Here is an 18,956-nt window from a genome sequence, read left to right as displayed (position 1 = left end):
AAGAGCCACTGCTCTTATCTTATTCTCTCCAGATAGAGGGGATAAAGATGAATGAAAAAAAAGAAACAAAAGGAGTACGAATCCGTTCCTACAATCACGCGTTTGATTGGGTTGTTTCTGGTAGAAATGCTACCAACATCATTTGGGATTTCATCTCGGTTTTCATTTTAGGAATGGCTTTCTTTTGGAAGATAGGAGATATCTATCCTCTCAGTATTTTCTATGATTGGACCTTTGAAGAGGATTGGTGGTTTATACAAGTCATTCTCATTCCATTGGCCATATCATTTGTTGTTACGCTTTTGCCTAAAGATGGCTTGAGCTTTTGGAGATGGTTAGTATACGTGATGGTGTTCTCCAAAAAAAAGTTTATTCCATTGAATGAGAAAGGAGAAAAAAAATGAAAAATATTCCTTACGTCATGAGGGCGGAAAACTTAGTTGTATCTTCAGTTGTTTTTAATAAGCCTGAGGCAATCGCATTGTATGAAGTTATACAAGATCATTCCGACTTTACAACTGATGAGGATGATTTACAACGATTGGCAGAAGTTGAAGTGACATTAGCAAAGCTTAAGAGAGCAGGGACTTTCATTCAAGTTCCAACCCGCTTTGATCCTGAAACAAATCTTCGAGTAGATGATGAGTATGTTCCCTTTAATTTGCGATCTGCGTATGAAGAATCTGTTATTAAGCAACGGGATCATATTCTTTCTGTTCCCTATCAGTATAGGCTCTTTCTAGCACTATCTGTAAAAGAAATTTTAGGCCATCCATGGAAGGATGCTCTCAATCTATTTTTGGAAAACTTCAGAAATCCATTGAGAAAGATGGAATCTAAATTGGGCGGTCAGCCATTCACTCTTCCAAAAAGTCAGTGGGATCGCTTTCTAATAGATGAACAGAAAACATTTAATACCTTAAAAACTTATTTTAACATTAAGCGATTGAGCTATGAAGAAGTAAGTTGGCTTTTGGAGCGGACTGCAACGAGAGGAATGGAACCAGATAAACCGCAACAGGAAAATGAGTTGATATATCACGAGAGTGAGGAAGAAGGAGCAGTAGAGTTGATAACTTGTTCACCGGATGAGATCATTCCTGATTTTGCTGATGTAGAACTTGATCCAGGGAATAAAGGCATGTTGCGATTTGAAAAGGAAACTGCTCATGGGACTAAAGAAGGATATTTTTCATTTATGGTGGTGAAGCAGAAGCCAGGCGGAACTGTTTATTATCCGCATGAAACGGGTTTGTTTAAGATAGTCCAACAAATATTTGATTTTCCAGTTGAAATTTCTGTTCAATTTGTGCCTCAATCCTGGGAATACACAGTAGGGCAAGTGAGTCGTGCTCGGCGTTTTACACGATCCAAAGGACAGTCTGATGTAAATCGAGGTAAGGAAGTCGGTTACAACACTAATAAACAACTACAGGATTCAGAAGCACTGATCTATGATTTTAGTGAAAAAGAGTATCCTATGTTTCGGACTCAGATTATTCTCTGTGTGTGGGGAGAGACAAAGAGCCAGGTTATGGAGAGAAGGGAAAAGGTTGTTGAAACACTTGGTGATTACAAGATCATCATTCCAAAGCAAATTCAAAAGCAATTGTTTTATCATACACTTCCAGCTGTTCCTTCTAAAGCATTGGGTCATCTCTACAATTTGAAATTAACGAGTCAGTGGTTGGCAGCTTTACATCCTCTCGGTGGCATTCAGTTGGGTGATCAAACGGGATATTTGATTGGTTACACGGGTTTGAATGATCAGGTACCCGTCCTAAATGATCCCCTTGTAGCTACTAGAGATCCTCTAAAGTCTGCTACACATTCGAGTATAAATTTTGGTCCTCCTGGTACAGGGAAATCTATGCTCGCTAATTACATGGTTATCGAAGAAGTTAAAAGGGGGGGAAAAGCTCTCATTTTTGATCCCAAGAATGAGCGATGGGCATGGCCATTTGAAATTCCGTATCTAAAGGGAAAAGTGAATATCGTAACTTTGCGAGAAGGGTCAAGTGATAAGGGAAAGCTAGATCCACTCTTGCGCGTAAAAGATTATCAAGAAGACATCAAAGCAATTAATAGTGCCAAGCGGATCATGTGGTACTTGACAAAAACATCATCTGATACGTGGGCTGGAAAAGTGATTGGCTATGGAATTGACATGGTTATTAATCCTGAAAAAAGGAAGTTGATACCAGAAGGAGTATTAACAAACAATCAACCGTGTATGACTCGTGTTATCGAAGTGATGGAAGGGTTCCTAAATAAAAAAATCCGTTTTGAAGAGTTTCCTGACTTGGATCATGTTACGCAAGCTGCCGAAAGAGAAGTAGCTAAAGCATTAGCTGATTTGCGTTACCATGCCAACTCGTCATTAGCCCAACTATTAATCGGTGAAGGGAACGAGGAACCGATTGACTACTCAAAACATGTAACTATCTTACAGGTTAGAGGGTTACAGCAGCAAAGCGAAGAAGATCCGACTAACAGGCTTCGTAAAGCCGTTTTTATGGGAATTGCCGATGTTTGTAGAGAGTTTGTAGATGCAAAAGCAGAGTTTCGCACGGTGCTATTCGATGAATTGTATGATTTTACGGCTGAACCCGAGATTGCTTCTATGATTCGCGTGCTTCTGAGAACTGGCCGGAGCATGAACAATAAGGTTCAACTCTGTACGCACAATATGAGAGACTTAGTTTTAGATAATTCGACCGATGATGAAGATCAAGCATCTGAAGTCCGCTCTAACTTAGGAAATCGCTTTGTCTATCGAGTCGATGATGAAGTAGAAGCAAAAAAAGCGTGTCGCTTTCTTGGCATCACTCCTTCGTCTGACATACTAGAGTTGTTACAAAATAAAGAGATTATGCACTCAGGGCGCTTTTTGTTACGTGACTTTAAAGGGCGGGTGGGCTTGGTAACATTTCGGTTGGATGAAATTGATCCAGTATTGTACCAGGCATTCCGAACCGATAAAACGGCAAATGACAAAAGAGAAGCTACTTATGGTCACCTGCGTTACCATCATCTTCAGGAGGTGGGAGTGTGAACTTGATAAAAATTTTAAAAGCTTCCCCTGTGCTCAGTATTCTGTTATCAATCACTTTCATTTTAGGTTCTATCATCATTTTTCAGCTTTCCTTGAAGAATGATGATAGAGAACAGGTCGTTTTAGATCTGTATGAAGCCGTTTATCTTAACAGTGATTCAGAGAAGGCATATTCATTGTTGACGGATAAAGCCAAATCAGGGTTAGCTAAAGAAACTATTGAAGTTCAGATCAATGCAGCAAAGAGAAATCCGACAACACGTTCTTCCATAGAATTAGCTCCGTCTACTTTTCACGAGCAATCCGATACAAAAAAAACATTCTATGTGCATCAAGCAGATAACGACTACATGATACAGGTTGTTCTTCATTACGAAAAAGATCAATGGAAAGTAGCTGGATTCGGGATTGACTTTCAAGTTTCCTATCATGACTTGATAAATGCTGAATGGAAGGAAGTGAGTACGAGATGAGAAAGTCAAAGCTCCGGTATTTGATCTGTATATGCTTGTTGTTATCCATGTTTCCAATAGGAGGTGTATCAGCAGAGCCAGAGCAAACAAGGGAAGTCATCGGAGATGAAGGGATAATAGATGCATACCTGCCGGATGAACCAATGTTTGAAACCAAGGTGACACCGAGCTATGAAAAGTACCCATCTGTTTCCTACATTATGGATTTTGAGAACACATTCTCAGGACAGTTCAACTTTGGAGTCATATTGGCTTTGAATTTTATGTGGCAAATAATTTCCCTGTCAACAGAAGTAGTGATCTATACCGTTCAACTCAGCTTCAATTTCACTGAGTTTGAAAATATGTTCAATGCAGCGGATTCATTTAGTAAGAAAATGAGAGATGGACTTATTTTTGGTAAGGCGTTTACTCTATTCATCGTTGGATTTGCTTTCTACATTTCTTTATCCTTAATTCGCGGGAACTTGAAAGATAAATTCATTGAAGTATTTGTGATTTTACTAATACTGGGTGTCGTTTTAGGGAACATGGGCACGGTGATGCGAACCTTGCACAGTGCAGGGGAAATTGGTTCAGATACCATTTTTCTAGTATCAAACCAAATAGATGTTAATCATTGGAAGACCGATAAAATTAATATGCCAGAGGAAAGTTTATTTAAAAATGCGAGAAAAGAAGCGTTAATTCGTTGGGGAGAGCAATTTCACGATGTTTATCGTTATAAGCCATGGATGCTAAATGAGTTTGGTGATTTTCCGCGAGGTTATCATGATAGTGAAGGGGTATTATTGTATACCAAGCGAGATCTACAATTAATCAATGATGGAGACAAAATACTCAGTTTGAACCCTCTAATGCCTCTAGAGCAGATGGAGAGGCAACAATTTGTTCTGGAGTTGACAGATAACAATCAGTATAAAGATATGTACAATACTTTCGCTCCCAAGTCTTTTGAAATCAAACAAGAAACCATTTATCCTCTAATGACGGTCTGGGGTTCAGGATGGAGAATGGTTGGTACCGTGTTTACAATGATACTGGGCACTGCTTATGGATGTTTAGCCTTGTTAATGGCTCTTTCACAAATTGTTGCATTTGCAGTTTTTATCTTTTTAGGCATGGTGTTTCCCTTACTTAGCATGACTATGATCTGGCCCCCTTTAGGTCGAAAGGTCATGTTAACTTGGATTCAGGCATTTGCCATTGCCGGCCTGTATAAAGTGCTCGCTGCGTTTGTCCTCGTAATCATGATTTGGCTCTCGTCGACGATTTACTATTTTGGTGCTAATTCAAAAGTTGGCTTAGGAATTATGTATCTACTGCATTTGGTCATTTTTATTGGATGTATTGTGGGTTACAAAACTGTATTCCAAATTGTATCCGGTCCAGGAGGATGGATGGCTGGCCAAATACAGAGCGTGGTGAATAGCAATGGTAAGAAGGCAGTAGATACGGGGAAAGATGGGGTGGAGTTGGCTGGTAGTGCAGCAGCGGCAGCAGCTACAGGAAATCCCGGGCTATTAGGTGGAAAGCTAGGTGCGATGTTTGGACGCGGAGCTGGAAGTCAAAGAAGTCAACAACAACAAATTGGAAGAGAAAGTGGCAGTAATCAGGAGATTGGATCGCTTAAGAAAGGAATTGATTTAAGTCATCCTGTTGTAAATAAAGAAGGGGATAATTATATACCGGATGATTTCGTTAATAAACCGTTTTCATCCTCGCAATCCAGTCCGGAATCGCCATTTGAGGAAGGCAGTGATGAAACCAAGGTATTTAATGATATAAAGAGAAAAGGCTTAAATCCTTATTCGAATGAAGATTTAAACAATTATAAAGAAAAATATGTTAAGAATGATGAACAAGCGAAAACCTTTGGTGTAGTTCAATCCGTATCGAACGCATTCCAATCACGGAGAGAATATGAAGATTATAAAGCAGTTCGGAAACAAGCAGCTAGCAAGCTAAGGGTTATAGATCAAAAGAGAACTCAGCATCCACCAGCAAATAAAAGAAGGTGGAAAGTATGAAAAAAAATATAATCATCATTGTGTTAGTTTGGTTAGGTGTGGGTGTTTGTGGATATATGTACTGGTTTGGTGAGAAAGAAGAATCTCAAGAGTCAACTACCTCCCTTATTAGGGAAAAAGAGAATCATCAGAAGGAAGAAAGTACTTTAGATGGAGAAGAGGAGACCGTTCCCTCTTCTCCATCTAAAGCAGAGGAATTGAAAGAAGAGGAAAATGAGTATATGCCTCAAGTTAAAGTCGTTCCGACGCAACATACTCCGCCAAAAGAAGTTGTCACTGTAGCCTCAGAATATCACTTTCACTACTATAAACAAATATTAAAATCAGTGATCGCTCGAGAACAAAAATGGAATGAGATTCTTGTATCAGGTATTAGAAAAGATAATCAAGATTGGATAATTAGCACAAGTTGTGTGGTGAACACAGAGCACACATATTTGTATCTGCGAGTGGGAAAGGAGAATGGAGAATGGAAAGTCAAGGAACAATTGAAAACTCCTCTCCCATGAAAGGAATTATTGTAGCTCTATGTATTCTAATTGGAATACCTACCGCATTGATGTTAGTAATGTTTGTTGGTTCAGGTACACAAGACTATATAAGTCAGGAAGAAGAAGAAGACATGTTCATGATGATAGGGCAGGTAGATTATGCGGAAAATATTAATCAAGCAGCAGCGAAGTATGAACTCAACCCCGCTCTGATTGCGGCGGTTATAAAGAAAGAGAGTGGATTTAATCCCAAGGTTACTTCAGAAGCAGGGGCCATGGGACTAATGCAACTCATGCCGGGAACTGCCAAGGAGATGGGAGTGAAGGATCCGTTTGATCCAAAACAAAACATCATGGGAGGAAGTAAATACTTAAAAAAAATGTTGGATCGGTATGAAGGAAACCTTGAACTTGCTCTAGCTGCATATAATGCAGGGCCTGGTAGAGTAGATCAAGCCGGGGGTCAAATTCCATATATAACCGAGACCAGAGATTATGTGGAGAAAGTTATGAAATATTACGAAGAGTTCAAAGAGAAAGTTGAAAAAGGAGAATTTTTAACAGGTACAGGAGAATTTACACATCCGGCTCCAGGAACATATCAATCCTCTAAATTTGGTCCAAGAGCTGGGGGCTTTCATTATGCTTTAGACTTTGCAGGTCCAATAGATACTCCCATTGTAGCAGCGGATAACGGAGTCATAGAATTGATAAGGAAGGTACCTCACATGGAAACGGGTTATGGCACCTACATTATTATTGATCATGGAAAGGGATTAAAAACTTTATACGCTCATATGTGGCAGCATCAGGTAAAGTCAGGATTAATAAAAGGAGATAAAGTGAAAAAGGGAGAACCAATTGGAGGAATTGGTGACAATGGAGACTCATCGGGTCCTCATCTCCACTTTGAAGTCCGTAAAGATGGAAATAAGGTTGACCCTGCACCCTACTTGGAATAAAAGAAGGAGATGGTATCATGGGGTGTTCACGATGCCGATACAGATGTAACTGTAAAGAACCTGGAGATAGTATAGTGACTGTCTTTGGATTAAGTGTGTTGATTGTTCTTTTTTCGATCCTGTTTCCCTTAATGTACCTTGTATTTTATTTTTTTCTATGAAAGGTCTTAACCCTCTCTATGAATGGAGAGGGTTTTTGTATGTTTAGACATTTAAAAGATCCGTTTATCTATTATGCTATAATCAGAGTAGACACTCTAGTTAGATAGAGCGGCTTTATTTCAATTTGAGAGGAGTGGGTTACAATAAGCAAAAAAAAGGAAATTAAGGAACCAGGACCTCTCTCCAAAAAACGTCTCACAGATGCGAGTCGATCATCTGACTTTGATAAAGCAAGAGAAGAATGGGCAGATGAAGACAAGATCCGAGAAGGTGACATAGGTTTTAGAGTGAGTTGTGATTTGTGTAACACGCCGAACCTAAAAACGAACTATATTATCGTTAACATATACAATAATAACCGTCTCTATATTGGCAATGAGTGTTTCAAAAAATTCCAGCTCATCCTTCAAGGAGCTTCTACAGTAGAGGAAAGCGAGCAGATGCGGAAAAATAGGAATGCTGAACGTGATAATGTGTTTAAGCTTCGTTCAATGTACCCTGAAGTTGTGAAGACCAAGAAGCCATATGCAAGACATTTCACCGCTTTCAAGAAGGTTCTCATAGAGGTATTAGAGATTCAGGGGCTTTTGAGTTGTCGTAGGGGAAAAGATGGTGCGTTAAGAGCTATCAATCACCTGTTTAAAATAGAACAGCCGTCCGAAGCGGAAGTTCAGAGAATGTACGACATCCTCAATGACGTATCGTTCCCTCTATTAAGAGAGAGTTTGAAACGTCAGAAGCAATTAAAAGAGGGAGATACGTTTAAGCGGAAAGGGAGGGTCACCCACACGACTGTCTCAAAGTCAGGAATCTACCGTAACCACTAAAACGGGGTCACCGTACTGAAAGATGATCGACAGCACATTCTGAAACTTGTTGGTTAGGTATCATTTCTGGTATATTCCTTGGTGGGCCGTTGGGGGTTCACAAAAGCCTTCTCTATTTCATAGAGAAGGCTTTTGTCTTTGTTTAAAAAGGTATACTTTATAAACCACTAAACACATAGCGGTTTTTTATATCCTAAAAGGTTATCGGGTTTATTTATAAACGTTTTTTAATGAGAGATATCTTTTATAAACACATAGGGTATAATTAAATAGAGAGGAGGACGAGAAAATGAAGATTGGCTATGTTCGTGTATCAACACGAGATCAGAACGAGCAACGACAAATAAAAAAGATGCTGGAACAGGGCATAGAAGAGCGGATGATTTTTGTTGATAAGCAAAGTGGTAGTGGATTTGAGAGAGACGGGTACTTAGCGATGAAACGGGTTATAAGAGAGGGGGATATAGTCTATGTCGACTCCTTAGATCGCTTAGGGCGCAATTACGACGCGGTAATCAATGAATGGCGAGAAATCACACGTAAGCTCCAAGCAGATATCATAGTCCTCGAAAACGCTGCCCTTTTTGATAGCAGGAAATTTCGTGAGATGGGTGATATGGGAAGGCTGATGGAAGATCAATTTCTCAGTTTACTTTCTTACATTGCTGACCAAGAACGTAAGAAGATCCGTCAGAGGCAGGCTGAGGGGATCGCACTAGCTAAAGCTAGTGGTAAGAATCTGGGTCGACCAAGGAAGAACCTTGATTCCCTAAGTAAAGAGCAGCGTCACATAATTAAAGAAAATTATTCTAAGTGGACAGACAAAGAAATAACCTCCGTCGAGTTTATGAGAAAAATAGGGCTGAAAAAAAACACCTTTTACAATATTATGAGAGATTACAAACAAGAACATGGTTAACCAGTTAACCTCCTGTCAATACTGGATTCTAAGGATAACCAAGTCAGGAGGTATTACCATGGCAGATAGAACATTCGGTGTTAAAGCTAATCCCGAAACAATAGAAAAAGCCAAACAGATGATTGATATATCAGGTTTGTCTACTAAAGAATGGTTTGAATACGTTCTATCAATCCTAGAGCTTGAAGAGGCAAAGAAAAGTCCTATTGGTTATAGAGAGGAAATCGCAGAACTAGAAAGACATACTCACAGAACTAACCAGCTCTTCGTCCATGTCATACAAAGAGCCAGTTTCAAACAGGAGGAAACACTAGAGCAAATACAAAAAATAAAAGAACAATACACCGAAATTCAAACCTCGCTGCAAAACCAAATCAGCGAGTTAAAACAGATAAATCGGGATTTAAATATACGGACAACCGATGCCGAAGAAGACAAAGCCACTGCAGAACAACAGCTAGAAGAAATCAGACAGGGAAATTCATCACTCCGTGAACTCATCGACGAGTACAAGTCTAAAATAGACACCCTCACTGGTTTAATCAACCAATACAAAGGATTAAAAGATGAAAATGATGTCCTAAGAGAAAAAGCAAAAGAAACAGAGAGCCTTTCAAATCAGTTGAAAGACCTACGTAAACAGAAGGATCATGCACGAGCAAAGGCTTTACTCCGCCAAGAAAAATCTTACCAGCGTAAAATACAAGAGATACAGGAAAAGCACTTAGAGGAAATCACCAACATATTAAACCGCATTGACCACGATGGTTAACTGGTTAACGCCTTGATATTATAGTCCATTGTGGTTAACTATCCTCAAAGTAAAGTAATAATGTTTTTGTTACGCTTTGCCTAACCGTTTCACTTTACCTACGAATCTATAATATCCCCCCTCTGTCAGCGAATATATGGTTACTAGATTAGCTGATAAAACTCATCAAGTAGTTTCACCCATAGATAGCTCATAAAACAGCTTAAAAGACAAAAGATTGCCTCCGGCGGCTTAAGGCTACCACCTTAAGAATCCTTCTATCTCAAAAAAACTCAACCCCCTAACCCCCCTCCCAGGGGGAACCGCTCGGCACGGAGCCAGCCTCAGCCCACCGGGCTGAGGCATCTTTCAGCGTTTGGCGTGGGCGCAGGTGTCAAGTGATTTCCGCTCCTTATCCTCCCTCGTTCGTCGTTCCTCCTCTCTCTGTCCGGTACCGCTCCAATTACTTGATACCACCCCCAGCTGTCGATATCACAACACCTTCACCACCATTAGTTCGGGTTTTAGTTATTAACATAACAACTGTATCTTCTTTTTATTGTTCGGGTTTTAAACTCCGGCCAGAAAGGATCCACTCTCGATTGTTCGTGATTAACCTCCAACCGCCGCAGACATTTGCCGTGGCGTTTGTAAGTTTTATGAAACAGGGTTTACCCTAACCTAATGTTCACATATTGTTCGGTTTATGTTCCCTTTTGTTCATACAAAACTTAAGGTATAATAAAAGTAAGAAGAAGGGAGTATGACCTTTCTCAAAGTTAAAAGGAGCTGACCATGATGAATGAAAAGCTACAAGCCAAGGTAAATGAAGCAAGAAAGCATTTTGACAAGATCGAGCATCGCTTGGTACTTAGGAAGGAAAAGTCTGAGAAGTTCAGAAATGATTTGGTGGAAATAGGGAACCAGAGTGGACAGTATGTTGATCTTTATGAGAAAGAGAAGAAACGGTTCGGCTACACATTAGAATATGACGTGCGCTTATGGGAAAACGTTCTTGCTGAGTCAAAGCGGGCGGTAGAGGAAATAGATTATTTGCTAAGTTTGGATGAAGTACACTTAGCCTCGCTAGACCGTGTTGGAAGAGAAGGTCAATCACTTTATAATTGCGAAGACGACATAAAAGGATTTGAGGATGGAGAATTAAGCGGAGGGTGTGCTTGGTATAAATTTCATGAAATGGTAGATTTCCAAATCGAATATAATCTAAAAGGGGATTACAATGAAGCTGACGGTTCCCCACTTATCGAGATTGATGACATTTCTATGACGCTGTGGGATTTAGATCAAATTTATTAGGGTGAAGAGGGAGGGAGAGAGTCTCTTCCTCCCTCTTTATGAGGAGAGGTTTGAATTGGAAAATAAGAATAAGGGTGGGCGACCGCAAGAGTTGGAAGAACCTACACGAGTGACATTTCGTTTAAGTCAAGCTGACAAAAAGCTTATGGATGATTTGGCTGCCAGAGAAGGGGTGAATCGAAGTCAATTGCTTCGGTTGCTCCTCAATGAGAAGAAGATGAGACCATAGTAAAAAAATAAACTAAGAGAGTTTCTACTCTTGCAATTGCCGCCCGCATTTGGGGCGATAAAGTGTAGAAGTGATTTCTAAGTTCCTTTTTTTGTTTTGGATTCGGTACTTTGAGCCTTACATGCTGTATTCTTCATCAATAACTAGGGTAATCCCTAATCATTCAAGTAGAAAAGTTCCGAATCTAGTGGTTATAGGAACTTTTTAAAGAGTATTTACCATATATTGTTCAAATGGCGGTAAAATCGATAGATGCTCCTTCTACACCAAATAGTTTTCGAAAAAATCCTCAAAAATCATTGCAATGATATCCGTGATATCATATAATGAAGATAACAACAGATGGAGGGCAACTATGACACGAAAGAAAACAAGAATCATGTTAGACCTTGAACCTGAATTACTTGAGTGGGTTGAAAGAAAAAAACTAGAAGAGTCTTTGGCGAGGGGGCAAGCAATTAGTCGGAATCAATTTATTGCTGAGGCACTAGAGCAATACAAAGTGCATTTAGATGTCAAAGAGGAAAAGTGAAATACGTTCGTTTACAAAACGAAAGTTTTACTACTATTTTAAGGAGGCAGTTGTACATATGGAAGATATTAGGTAAAGCCATCCCGTCAATTAACATGCAAAGTGCGCCACGAGTAGAGGAGTGGGGAAAGGATGAATGGAGCAAGACACAATTAAGATTTGTGTTAAAGAATGGTTCGGACATACAAGTAACAGAGGGATTACAGCAATCGGTCTACGATCAATGGAAGGATAAAAGAGGGTACATAGAATGGGGGGACGTAAAGATAAAAAGAGATGAGATTAAGTACCCTGAAATTGAGTTGGAGGACTAGAAATGGACACTAGAGTCCCACCTATAACAAAAATGACAAACGAAGGGGGAAATCTTGTTGGATGATGATCGCATCTTTTTAAGGTTCAACTTAACTCATCTAGTGGAAGAGTCTATAGATTGGGGAAATCGTGTTAACCCTCTAATGTTTTTTGAGTTGGAAATCTTGCGACAGATCAAAAAGGCAGAAAAAAGTTGGCAATCAGTAGAAGCTGTCTGGACTTATTCCACTGATCCAATGTTTGGACTGATTTTGTACCTGGAAAAGGATTTCTTCAAGTATATGAAATGGGAATATACCCCTTCTTCCAAGTTTCGTTTCTTAAGAGAAAGTAAAAAAAGTGATATCCAGCGTATGTGTTTAAACTTAGAAACCTTTATTACTGGGGAAGGAAAAGCAGATGAGATCATTCCTTTGGAAGTCTTAGAATCTTCTATACGAAAAGGACAAGGAGATCCTGGAGGGATAAGGGTTGTCTACTATCCTAAAATCCATCTGTACATTGCTAAATTTGTTCCTAGGCTCAGTTTTACATGGGAGCCCCTAACCATAATTAAACCACTAACATTCTATGGGGCGATCCTTGCTGGTATTTTTTTGGTCATATGGGGTATATTCTTTTAGTTACAAAATGAAAGTTTCATAGGGAGTGTGAATTGATGTATACAAATTTGAGTGGAACAATAAGATCCGATTTAAAAAATGTATATCTTCATCATAAGGTTGATAGGGAATCTAAAATGTCTTTTGGAGGGAAACCAGAGACATTTGAAATAGTCGGAAATGCCGAGATTGAAAAAAAACCAAATTTGATTCTTTATATGAAGCCGAACTCGTTTGTCATGATCAGAAATCAGGTGTTTTATGCAAAGGAGAATTTCAACGTTAATCTACGCATTCCCCACCGATTAATGGTATCTTTCAGTATCTTATTATCTGATCACTATAAAAGAGAGGAGATTGAGTTTATTGAAGATGGAGAATTCTTCTTTGGTTTACATACAAAGATCGAAGGCTATGAGAACCTCTCCCTACTGTACCCACCTAAAGATATAGCAATTTGGTTTGATTTAGTAACAAAAAAGTGACTTACCTAGAAGCAAAAGCCAAAGGGAACAACAGCATGTTATCTAAAGCGGAAAAGGGATAGAAGACGTGTATACTCCTCTTGTTCCGCAGCGGCGGTAGCGTCCTTAGAAGCGAAGTATTCCTATCAAGAACTGGCTGTGGTCTGACCGAGATGTTGAGGAGCTAGGAGAAATTATTAATCTAGGACGATCTAAAGGATAGGGAAGGGCTACATGCCCTTTCTTGATCACAAAAAAATACGATTGTCAGCTTGAAAAATACGGCTAACAGGAGGGGTATTAAATCATGATATGGTCATTCTTAATCATTTTTGTAATGTTTTTATTTCTAGCGGTTCTTGGTTGGGTAAAAGGCAATTGGAGTCTGTTATCAAGTAGTATTGGGTTAGCCCTCGTGGCAGTTTTAATTTGGGCTTTTGGAGAAACATATTTTTCCTATGTGTTTGGGAGGTAACCTTTTAATCACAAAAAATAATACACACGTTACGCAGTAGAGGTGGAGTTGATGAGAAGTACTGTCGTTAGTAGCATTGGAACTATCTTTCTCTTGTTGGTGATTCTCTTGGTTTTTGTTGGGGACTACCCAATTACTCCGTGGATCGGTTTTGTCGGGGTAATTCTGATATGGTATGCGGTGTATCTCTCAGTTCGTGAAAAGAAGGAAGCGGATAGGGGGGATCGACTTGTAAGGAAAAAAGAGATTGAAGAGGCTAGTTCGATTTATAGATTAGAGCAAAAACTTAAAGAGATGACTATTTCAGATGAAGAAAGAGAATTTCTACAGAAGAGAATCGAAGATATGAATAACCGGAGGAATGAAAAGAGTGAAGAAAAGTTGAGAAAATATCTTGAAGAGAATAGTAATGATAAGCAATGATTCAATTCATTAGTCTCTCAACATCACAAAACCACAGTTTGTTTACCATAAGAGAGATGAAAATATGGTATAATATGATAAATATAGGAGGAGATTATGTATGAAACAAATGATTCTCAATATTGCAACCCTAGTCATAGCGGTTGTCATAAGTGCTTTGTATTTCATTGAAATACTGACTGGAGATCAATTTGCTTATTCAACAATGATGTATATTCTGGTTTCTTTCTCAATCCTATCACTTTATACCTCCTTAACATATGGCTTTAAGCTTGGTATGAAGCGAGTAGGAGAAAGATTACTCGCTATAATTATTTTACCTGCGGCCTGTCTCGTGATCCCTGTCTTCATGATTTTTCTAACCATCAAGGGTAAGTCGCTAAGCTGGTAAAGCTATAGACATTTTGAAACAAGCACAATGATGCGTAGCTGTCTTCAAAGTGACAAAAAGGGGAGAAGGCAAATGAGGGAATATGATTGTCCAGACTGTGGATGTTCCCACGAAACTTCCAAGGCGAAACAGCGTTTTAACGCTGTCCGGTAAGGGTTTGCCGCCTTATCGCTGAATGAGCTAGGCAGGAGAGGATGAAAGTAATGAGTAATGAACGCAAAGTGGGATTTGGAATGTCGGCGTATATGAACTACTACGAAATGCATTTAAAGAAATCATCAAGAGTGCTTCTTTTTGATCCGAAGAATGATAGATGTGAACTAAATAAGGTGTTCATAGGAACGCATGGTCGGGGAAGAAATATCGGAGGTGGGAAACTAAATAAGAAATTTTCGGTAAGGAAAAACGGGACGCTTGAATGAATCTAGGTATATCTAATTTTTTATCAGGAGAACAACTGGAGGAGGAGAGGCAACATGGACTATCAAAAGATAATCAAGAATCACCCTAATAAAATTAATCCAGAAACAATGAATGATGAGGTTGAATGTATCGAATGTGGTTTAACCTATTTTGAGAAAAACACAAAAAAAAGGAGAGATGGCACGAGAATATGTGAGATGTGTTGGGTACAATGGTATGTGAAGATAGTAGAAGAGTCGGGTAATTCTTTTACAGATGAAGGGATAGTCAAACTAAATATTCCTACCTAAAGAATAGAGAGAAGGAGAATATATGGGGCGGTCTTCAAATTTCGTTTCTAAGGCTATTTAAAATAGTTTCAAGGGGTATAGGTACCCCTTTTAATTTTTGTTAATTGCATATATAGGAATTATCACCCAAAAGTGATATGATCATAGAAAGGCACGAGCTCGTTAGGTGCCGGACGTAAGCCTTTGGAGGAACTAGTCATCTCCAGGAGGATAAGAAGAGGGTCTGAATTCGACTTGTTTTCTGTGTTTACAGAGAATAGGGTCTAAAGCAGATTACACCCTATACTAATCCCCGTAAAGGAGGTGATGCTTCCCATGAGACTCATGTGGAAGGAGGTGAATCCATATGGTGGACTTGCTTTCCTATGTTTTAGTCTTTGTGATTTGGCCGGGGTTTTTGGCTTTCGGGCCACCGATCCTAATCCATTGGCTACAACAGAAGAACAGCAAGAAGTCCGGGATCGCTACCAACGAGAACCGGACTTCCTGTGACAAATAAGTCTCTCTAGGAAGACACGGACTCGGTGGTGAGACCGAGTTCGTGTCTTTATTATTAACATCCACACCTTTATTTTACCCGAAAAGGGTAAAGTCGTAAACCCGATGTTTTTACTAGTCAGAAAATGCTCGTTTGATTTTATCAAAGAAGGACTCATTTTCTGGCATTGAAAAACCGAATGTATTCAAAATGCCAATCCAATGATCTTGTTGGTTTAACGGCTGATTATAAATCATGGGATTCAGACAAATTTTTCTTCCGGATCGATCTTGGATAACGGTGTTGTAGAATTCGTTTTCTTTTTCGCAGTAGTAGTCATTCTCAGTAATTTCCTCGTTATTTTCAAAAATAGTCAATGAAATGGGGTCTGGGATGAATTGCTGATACCTCTGTACAAACTCCAAAGCCTCAGAATCAGGTGAGGAGTTGAGCAAAGTAAATTGATTTTGGTGTAAGTAGACACCCCCGCCAGTCCCCTTATGACAAATTGCTTCCCATGAAGCATCTTGTGGATCCCTTAAGTATTTGACCACATGGTGGTTCGGAATCAATTGAACCATTTCATTGTCTAATCCGAGATCTGTAAGCAAATCCATAGATCCATGAGGACCTGTTCCTCCATATCCGCAATTACATCCTCCTAGCCAAACTTCTTGTTCTTTAATATCTCGAATGATCATTAGCGGAGAGTCTAAGTATTGAAATCTCTCTCCGTTCATCATTGAAGGGATTTCATAGTATCCATCCAAGATAGCGTCCATATGGTTGAAATAAACGTAGATCGATTTTATTTGATCAAGGTATTCCTTATGCTCACTAAAGAACTTGAGGCTCTTATGAGTAGTACCTGTTTGGTCAGACCATATGCGATTAGCTTTTGAGGTATATTCAGGCTGTAAGTGATTAATATCTTTCAGTCGGAAGAGAAGTGCATCCGGCTTAGATATACTAGGGACTAGCTTATTTTCGTTGACCAGACGTTTTACTTCTTTACGTGTCGTATGAAGCCTCTCAGCGATTTGTGATAGGCTCAGGAAATGATGATCAATTATTCGTTGTAATTCACTACCTTTGAATTGGTCATTTTTCTCGATTTTGATCATTAATATCTCCTCCAAATATCTCCTGTAACTTACTGAGAAATCATTAAAATTTACTTAAGTATAAAGCACTAGGGAAAAAGTTTTTGATCCTTGCAATGATAAGGGGCGGCAGTACAATACGACAAGGGCAAAGTAGAGCCGCTTTTCCCCCTGAATTGCCCTTGTCAGCAAGGCAGCTGCGCCGCCCTCTTATCATTGCAAGGGCGAAGCCGCTAGAAGCGGGCGAAAAGTTTTTCCCTGCCTCTATCAAAGGTTTAAGAGGGATAGAATGGGCTTTTTACGTTGATGGTTGAGCAGAGGAGAAATGGAAATAAAAGACGTTGTTTGAATCTAGTAGACAAAAAGAGGGTGGATACGCTACTATCAATGTAACGGAAAAAAATAGAGGCGGTAGAAACGACGGAAGACCGTTCCACCAGTCGCCAAACTAGTAACGGTCTTCAGACAAGGTATTTACTGTTGTAGTAAAAGGTCATCTTCATGCCCTTTTACATTTTGATTCTGCTTTTGCTTTTATGATACCATTCCTGAGGCAGGGTATGCAACAGCATTTATTGGTTATAATTTGTCGTTTCCCCGCAGAGGGAGAGTATTAGTTATGTCTATTCTGGCTCGAGTGGAGACAGAAACAGAAATAAAAAGATGGACAGAGTGTTACGCTTCTGCAAATAAAAAGACGGGATTTATATCTACTTTGCAACTTCCACAGAGAATTCAACGATCTTGGGGAATGAAAGACATTGAGAAAATGATTCAGTATGCAGAGATGAATACGACAAGCAATATCTATCTTTCTCTTAATGCATTCAGTTTTGGTAGCCGTAAGGAGTCAGATTTACGTCAAATTCGTAATATAGGGTTAGATCTCGATATATACAATGTAGGAGCAACAGTAGAAGAAGCAGGCGATGAGATTCAAGCCCTTATACTGGATCAGGTAATACCAGAGCCAAACCTCCTTATCGATAGTGGTAGAGGGCTGCAACTCATCTATGGAATTAAAGGTGGGGCGGCTCCGACCATCTCATGGTTAAGCCGATACATTACCTCGCAATATATATCCAAGCTCTCTTTTTTAGGAGCAGACTCTCAGACAACAGACCCCACACGGGTCTTACGGTTTCCTAATACGGTAAATCAAAAGAATATGGCTAAAACCACCGTTGATATATGGAATCCAGTTGAATACGATCTAGGGACACTCTACAGCTATTGTACGCCTATTGAAGATACCCGAAAGAGTAGGCGAAAAAAGAAGAAAAAAGAGGTAGTTGTTTTACCTTCACCAAGGGGTATTGTTAATCTATATTCCCTTAACACAAAGAAAAAAGATGATCTAGATCGTCTTTTGGATTTGAGAAATGGGGTAATGACAGGATACCGGAATACTTACTTATATACCTACTGTTTTACAATCGCCTTGATTCTCAAAGAACAAAAAAGCACGATTGTATTTGCTCGACAAGCAAATGAGAGATTTAAAGAGCCATTGTTAATTAAAGAATTAGAATCTGTAGCAAAATCTGCTTGTAAAGACGCTTTAGACTTTTTAAAAGCTTTTAAAGCAAATGAATACAAAATGATTGGCTTACCAAGCAATCTTATTAAGCCTGAAAAGGCCTCAACAATTATTCGCAAGCTAGACATTACTGATGAAGAAATAGAGCATATGCGAGTATTAATTAATAGGGAGACTAAGCGGAAGCGGAATACGGAATATGTAAGGGATAAGCGTGGATCAATTACTCAAGAGGAACATATTAAAAACAAACGGCAGAAAGTAGACGAGAAAATTGGTCAGTTACGTGAGCTATTAGAGAGTAGTCCAGATATGACAAACAGGATGTTAGCTGAAGAACTGCAAGTTACTGTCAGAAGGGTTCAGCAGTTAAAGAAAGAAATCAAGAACAATAGTTCCCATGAAATCACTGTCACTATAGAGCGGTCATAAGAAACGTATGTTCCCATGAAATCACTGTCACTATAAACATATATATTTGGACAGGCTTTTGGGAAATAATTTGCTTGGATCTTACAACGGGGGGTGGCAACAAGCCACTTCCCTTTTTATATTCACTAGGGGAACAGAGAGGCTTTTAGTCTTTAGGTCTTTTAGGGGGAGAAGCTGGGGGTGGCAACAAGCCACTTCCCTTTTTATATTCACTAGGGGAACAGAGAGGCTTTTAGTCTTTAGGTCTTTTAGGGGGAGAAGCTGGGGGTGGC

The 18,956-nt window shown here is 39.4% G+C and carries 23 protein-coding genes; 21 read left to right on the top strand and 2 right to left on the bottom strand.

Annotation, left to right across the window (positions count from 1 at the left end):
• Positions 1-47: 47 nt before the first annotated feature.
• From NXZ84_RS14845 to NXZ84_RS14750, 19 genes are all read left to right on the top strand, one after another.
• Positions 48-404 carry a hypothetical protein gene (locus NXZ84_RS14845; protein WP_258841135.1) on the top strand — a complete coding sequence of 119 codons (357 nt, stop codon included), beginning with the start codon at positions 48-50 and terminating at the stop codon, positions 402-404.
• Positions 401-3,055, top strand: coding sequence for an ATP-binding protein (locus NXZ84_RS14840; protein WP_258841134.1), 2,655 nt, complete (start codon positions 401-403; stop codon positions 3,053-3,055). The genes NXZ84_RS14845 and NXZ84_RS14840 overlap by 4 nt, the downstream gene beginning before the upstream one ends.
• Positions 3,052-3,528, top strand: a complete 477-nt coding sequence (locus NXZ84_RS14835) for a hypothetical protein (RefSeq protein ID WP_258841133.1) — start codon at positions 3,052-3,054, stop codon at positions 3,526-3,528. The genes NXZ84_RS14840 and NXZ84_RS14835 overlap by 4 nt, the downstream gene beginning before the upstream one ends.
• 47 nt (positions 3,529-3,575) lie before the next feature.
• Positions 3,576-5,558, top strand: a complete 1,983-nt coding sequence (locus NXZ84_RS14830) for a hypothetical protein (RefSeq protein ID WP_258841132.1) — start codon at positions 3,576-3,578, stop codon at positions 5,556-5,558.
• Entirely contained in the window at positions 5,555-6,067 is a 513-nt protein-coding gene (locus NXZ84_RS14825; RefSeq protein ID WP_258841131.1) for a hypothetical protein, read from the top strand. The genes NXZ84_RS14830 and NXZ84_RS14825 overlap by 4 nt, the downstream gene beginning before the upstream one ends.
• Positions 6,028-7,011: a transglycosylase SLT domain-containing protein gene (locus NXZ84_RS15145; protein ID WP_309495982.1), complete on the top strand. Its 984-nt coding sequence runs from the start codon at positions 6,028-6,030 to the stop codon at positions 7,009-7,011. The genes NXZ84_RS14825 and NXZ84_RS15145 overlap by 40 nt, the downstream gene beginning before the upstream one ends.
• Positions 7,012-7,460: 449 nt before the next feature.
• Complete coding sequence (locus tag NXZ84_RS14810; protein WP_258841130.1) at positions 7,461-8,000, top strand: hypothetical protein; 540 nt, start codon at positions 7,461-7,463, stop codon at positions 7,998-8,000.
• Between the two features lie 289 nt (positions 8,001-8,289).
• The gene (locus NXZ84_RS14805) at positions 8,290-8,919 is read left to right on the top strand and encodes a recombinase family protein (RefSeq protein ID WP_258841129.1); all 630 of its coding nucleotides are present in this window, start codon (positions 8,290-8,292) and stop codon (positions 8,917-8,919) included.
• Between the two features lie 58 nt (positions 8,920-8,977).
• A complete protein-coding gene (locus NXZ84_RS14800; protein ID WP_258841128.1) occupies positions 8,978-9,691 on the top strand; it encodes a GumC domain-containing protein in 714 nt (237 codons plus the stop codon).
• 777 nt (positions 9,692-10,468) lie between these two features.
• On the top strand, positions 10,469-10,987 hold the full coding sequence (locus tag NXZ84_RS14795; protein ID WP_258841127.1) for a hypothetical protein: 519 nt from the start codon (positions 10,469-10,471) through the stop codon (positions 10,985-10,987).
• 55 nt (positions 10,988-11,042) lie between these two features.
• Positions 11,043-11,216 (top strand): ribbon-helix-helix domain-containing protein, encoded by a 174-nt coding sequence (locus tag NXZ84_RS14790; protein WP_258841126.1) that lies wholly within the window; start codon positions 11,043-11,045, stop codon positions 11,214-11,216.
• 379 nt (positions 11,217-11,595) lie between these two features.
• Positions 11,596-11,748: a hypothetical protein gene (locus NXZ84_RS14785; protein WP_258841125.1), complete on the top strand. Its 153-nt coding sequence runs from the start codon at positions 11,596-11,598 to the stop codon at positions 11,746-11,748.
• A 50-nt stretch (positions 11,749-11,798) separates the two neighbouring features.
• Positions 11,799-12,062, top strand: coding sequence for a hypothetical protein (locus NXZ84_RS14780; RefSeq protein WP_258841124.1), 264 nt, complete (start codon positions 11,799-11,801; stop codon positions 12,060-12,062).
• Between the two features lie 54 nt (positions 12,063-12,116).
• Complete coding sequence (locus tag NXZ84_RS14775) at positions 12,117-12,686, top strand: hypothetical protein (RefSeq protein WP_258841123.1); 570 nt, start codon at positions 12,117-12,119, stop codon at positions 12,684-12,686.
• 35 nt (positions 12,687-12,721) lie between these two features.
• Entirely contained in the window at positions 12,722-13,150 is a 429-nt protein-coding gene (locus tag NXZ84_RS14770) for a hypothetical protein (RefSeq protein WP_258841122.1), read from the top strand.
• Between the two features lie 505 nt (positions 13,151-13,655).
• Complete coding sequence (locus NXZ84_RS14765; protein ID WP_258841121.1) at positions 13,656-14,027, top strand: hypothetical protein; 372 nt, start codon at positions 13,656-13,658, stop codon at positions 14,025-14,027.
• A 100-nt stretch (positions 14,028-14,127) separates the two neighbouring features.
• Positions 14,128-14,418, top strand: coding sequence for a hypothetical protein (locus NXZ84_RS14760; protein ID WP_258841120.1), 291 nt, complete (start codon positions 14,128-14,130; stop codon positions 14,416-14,418).
• A 476-nt stretch (positions 14,419-14,894) separates the two neighbouring features.
• Positions 14,895-15,131 carry a hypothetical protein gene (locus tag NXZ84_RS14755; protein WP_258841119.1) on the top strand — a complete coding sequence of 79 codons (237 nt, stop codon included), beginning with the start codon at positions 14,895-14,897 and terminating at the stop codon, positions 15,129-15,131.
• Between the two features lie 315 nt (positions 15,132-15,446).
• Positions 15,447-15,623, top strand: a complete 177-nt coding sequence (locus NXZ84_RS14750) for a hypothetical protein (protein WP_258841118.1) — start codon at positions 15,447-15,449, stop codon at positions 15,621-15,623.
• Between the two features lie 120 nt (positions 15,624-15,743).
• On the opposite strand, the gene NXZ84_RS14745 is transcribed toward NXZ84_RS14750, so the two are convergent.
• Entirely contained in the window at positions 15,744-16,733 is a 990-nt protein-coding gene (locus tag NXZ84_RS14745; RefSeq protein WP_258841116.1) for a hypothetical protein, read from the bottom strand.
• A 161-nt stretch (positions 16,734-16,894) separates the two neighbouring features.
• Between NXZ84_RS14745 and NXZ84_RS14740 the strand changes: the two genes are divergently transcribed.
• Both NXZ84_RS14740 and NXZ84_RS14735 read left to right on the top strand, forming a co-directional pair.
• Entirely contained in the window at positions 16,895-17,026 is a 132-nt protein-coding gene (locus tag NXZ84_RS14740) for a hypothetical protein (RefSeq protein WP_258841114.1), read from the top strand.
• 305 nt (positions 17,027-17,331) lie between these two features.
• Positions 17,332-18,684 carry an AsnC family protein gene (locus NXZ84_RS14735; protein ID WP_258841113.1) on the top strand — a complete coding sequence of 451 codons (1,353 nt, stop codon included), beginning with the start codon at positions 17,332-17,334 and terminating at the stop codon, positions 18,682-18,684.
• Positions 18,685-18,765: 81 nt separating this feature from the next.
• Here NXZ84_RS14735 and NXZ84_RS14730 read toward each other — a convergent pair.
• The coding region (locus NXZ84_RS14730) for a hypothetical protein (protein WP_258841112.1) at positions 18,766-18,956 on the bottom strand (191 nt) is incomplete at its 5' end.

The sequence above is a fragment of the Mechercharimyces sp. CAU 1602 genome, from assembly GCF_024753565.1.
GTDB lineage: Bacteria > Bacillota > Bacilli > Thermoactinomycetales > JANTPT01 > Mechercharimyces.
The sequence above is the reverse complement of the archived record's forward strand: the minus strand, read 5'-3'. Positions and strand labels throughout refer to the sequence as shown.

Excerpts from the sequence above, each read along its gene's own strand:
- NXZ84_RS14825 (WP_258841131.1), top strand. The coding sequence starts at position 5,555 with ATGAAAAAAAATATAATCATCATTGTGTTAGTTTGGTTAGGTGTGGGT.
- NXZ84_RS14805 (WP_258841129.1), top strand. The coding sequence starts at position 8,290 with ATGAAGATTGGCTATGTTCGTGTATCAACACGAGATCAGAACGAGCAA.
- NXZ84_RS14840 (WP_258841134.1), top strand. The coding sequence starts at position 401 with ATGAAAAATATTCCTTACGTCATGAGGGCGGAAAACTTAGTTGTATCT.
- NXZ84_RS14760 (WP_258841120.1), top strand. The coding sequence starts at position 14,128 with ATGAAACAAATGATTCTCAATATTGCAACCCTAGTCATAGCGGTTGTC.
- NXZ84_RS15145 (WP_309495982.1), top strand. The coding sequence starts at position 6,028 with ATGGAAAGTCAAGGAACAATTGAAAACTCCTCTCCCATGAAAGGAATT.
- NXZ84_RS14745 (WP_258841116.1), bottom strand. The coding sequence starts at position 16,733 with ATGATCAAAATCGAGAAAAATGACCAATTCAAAGGTAGTGAATTACAA.
- NXZ84_RS14750 (WP_258841118.1), top strand. The coding sequence starts at position 15,447 with ATGAGACTCATGTGGAAGGAGGTGAATCCATATGGTGGACTTGCTTTC.
- NXZ84_RS14770 (WP_258841122.1), top strand. The coding sequence starts at position 12,722 with ATGTATACAAATTTGAGTGGAACAATAAGATCCGATTTAAAAAATGTA.
- NXZ84_RS14845 (WP_258841135.1), top strand. The coding sequence starts at position 48 with ATGAATGAAAAAAAAGAAACAAAAGGAGTACGAATCCGTTCCTACAAT.
- NXZ84_RS14765 (WP_258841121.1), top strand. The coding sequence starts at position 13,656 with ATGAGAAGTACTGTCGTTAGTAGCATTGGAACTATCTTTCTCTTGTTG.
- NXZ84_RS14755 (WP_258841119.1), top strand. The coding sequence starts at position 14,895 with ATGGACTATCAAAAGATAATCAAGAATCACCCTAATAAAATTAATCCA.
- NXZ84_RS14830 (WP_258841132.1), top strand. The coding sequence starts at position 3,576 with ATGTTTCCAATAGGAGGTGTATCAGCAGAGCCAGAGCAAACAAGGGAA.
- NXZ84_RS14785 (WP_258841125.1), top strand. The coding sequence starts at position 11,596 with ATGTTAGACCTTGAACCTGAATTACTTGAGTGGGTTGAAAGAAAAAAA.
- NXZ84_RS14795 (WP_258841127.1), top strand. The coding sequence starts at position 10,469 with ATGAATGAAAAGCTACAAGCCAAGGTAAATGAAGCAAGAAAGCATTTT.
- NXZ84_RS14735 (WP_258841113.1), top strand. The coding sequence starts at position 17,332 with ATGTCTATTCTGGCTCGAGTGGAGACAGAAACAGAAATAAAAAGATGG.
- NXZ84_RS14800 (WP_258841128.1), top strand. The coding sequence starts at position 8,978 with ATGGCAGATAGAACATTCGGTGTTAAAGCTAATCCCGAAACAATAGAA.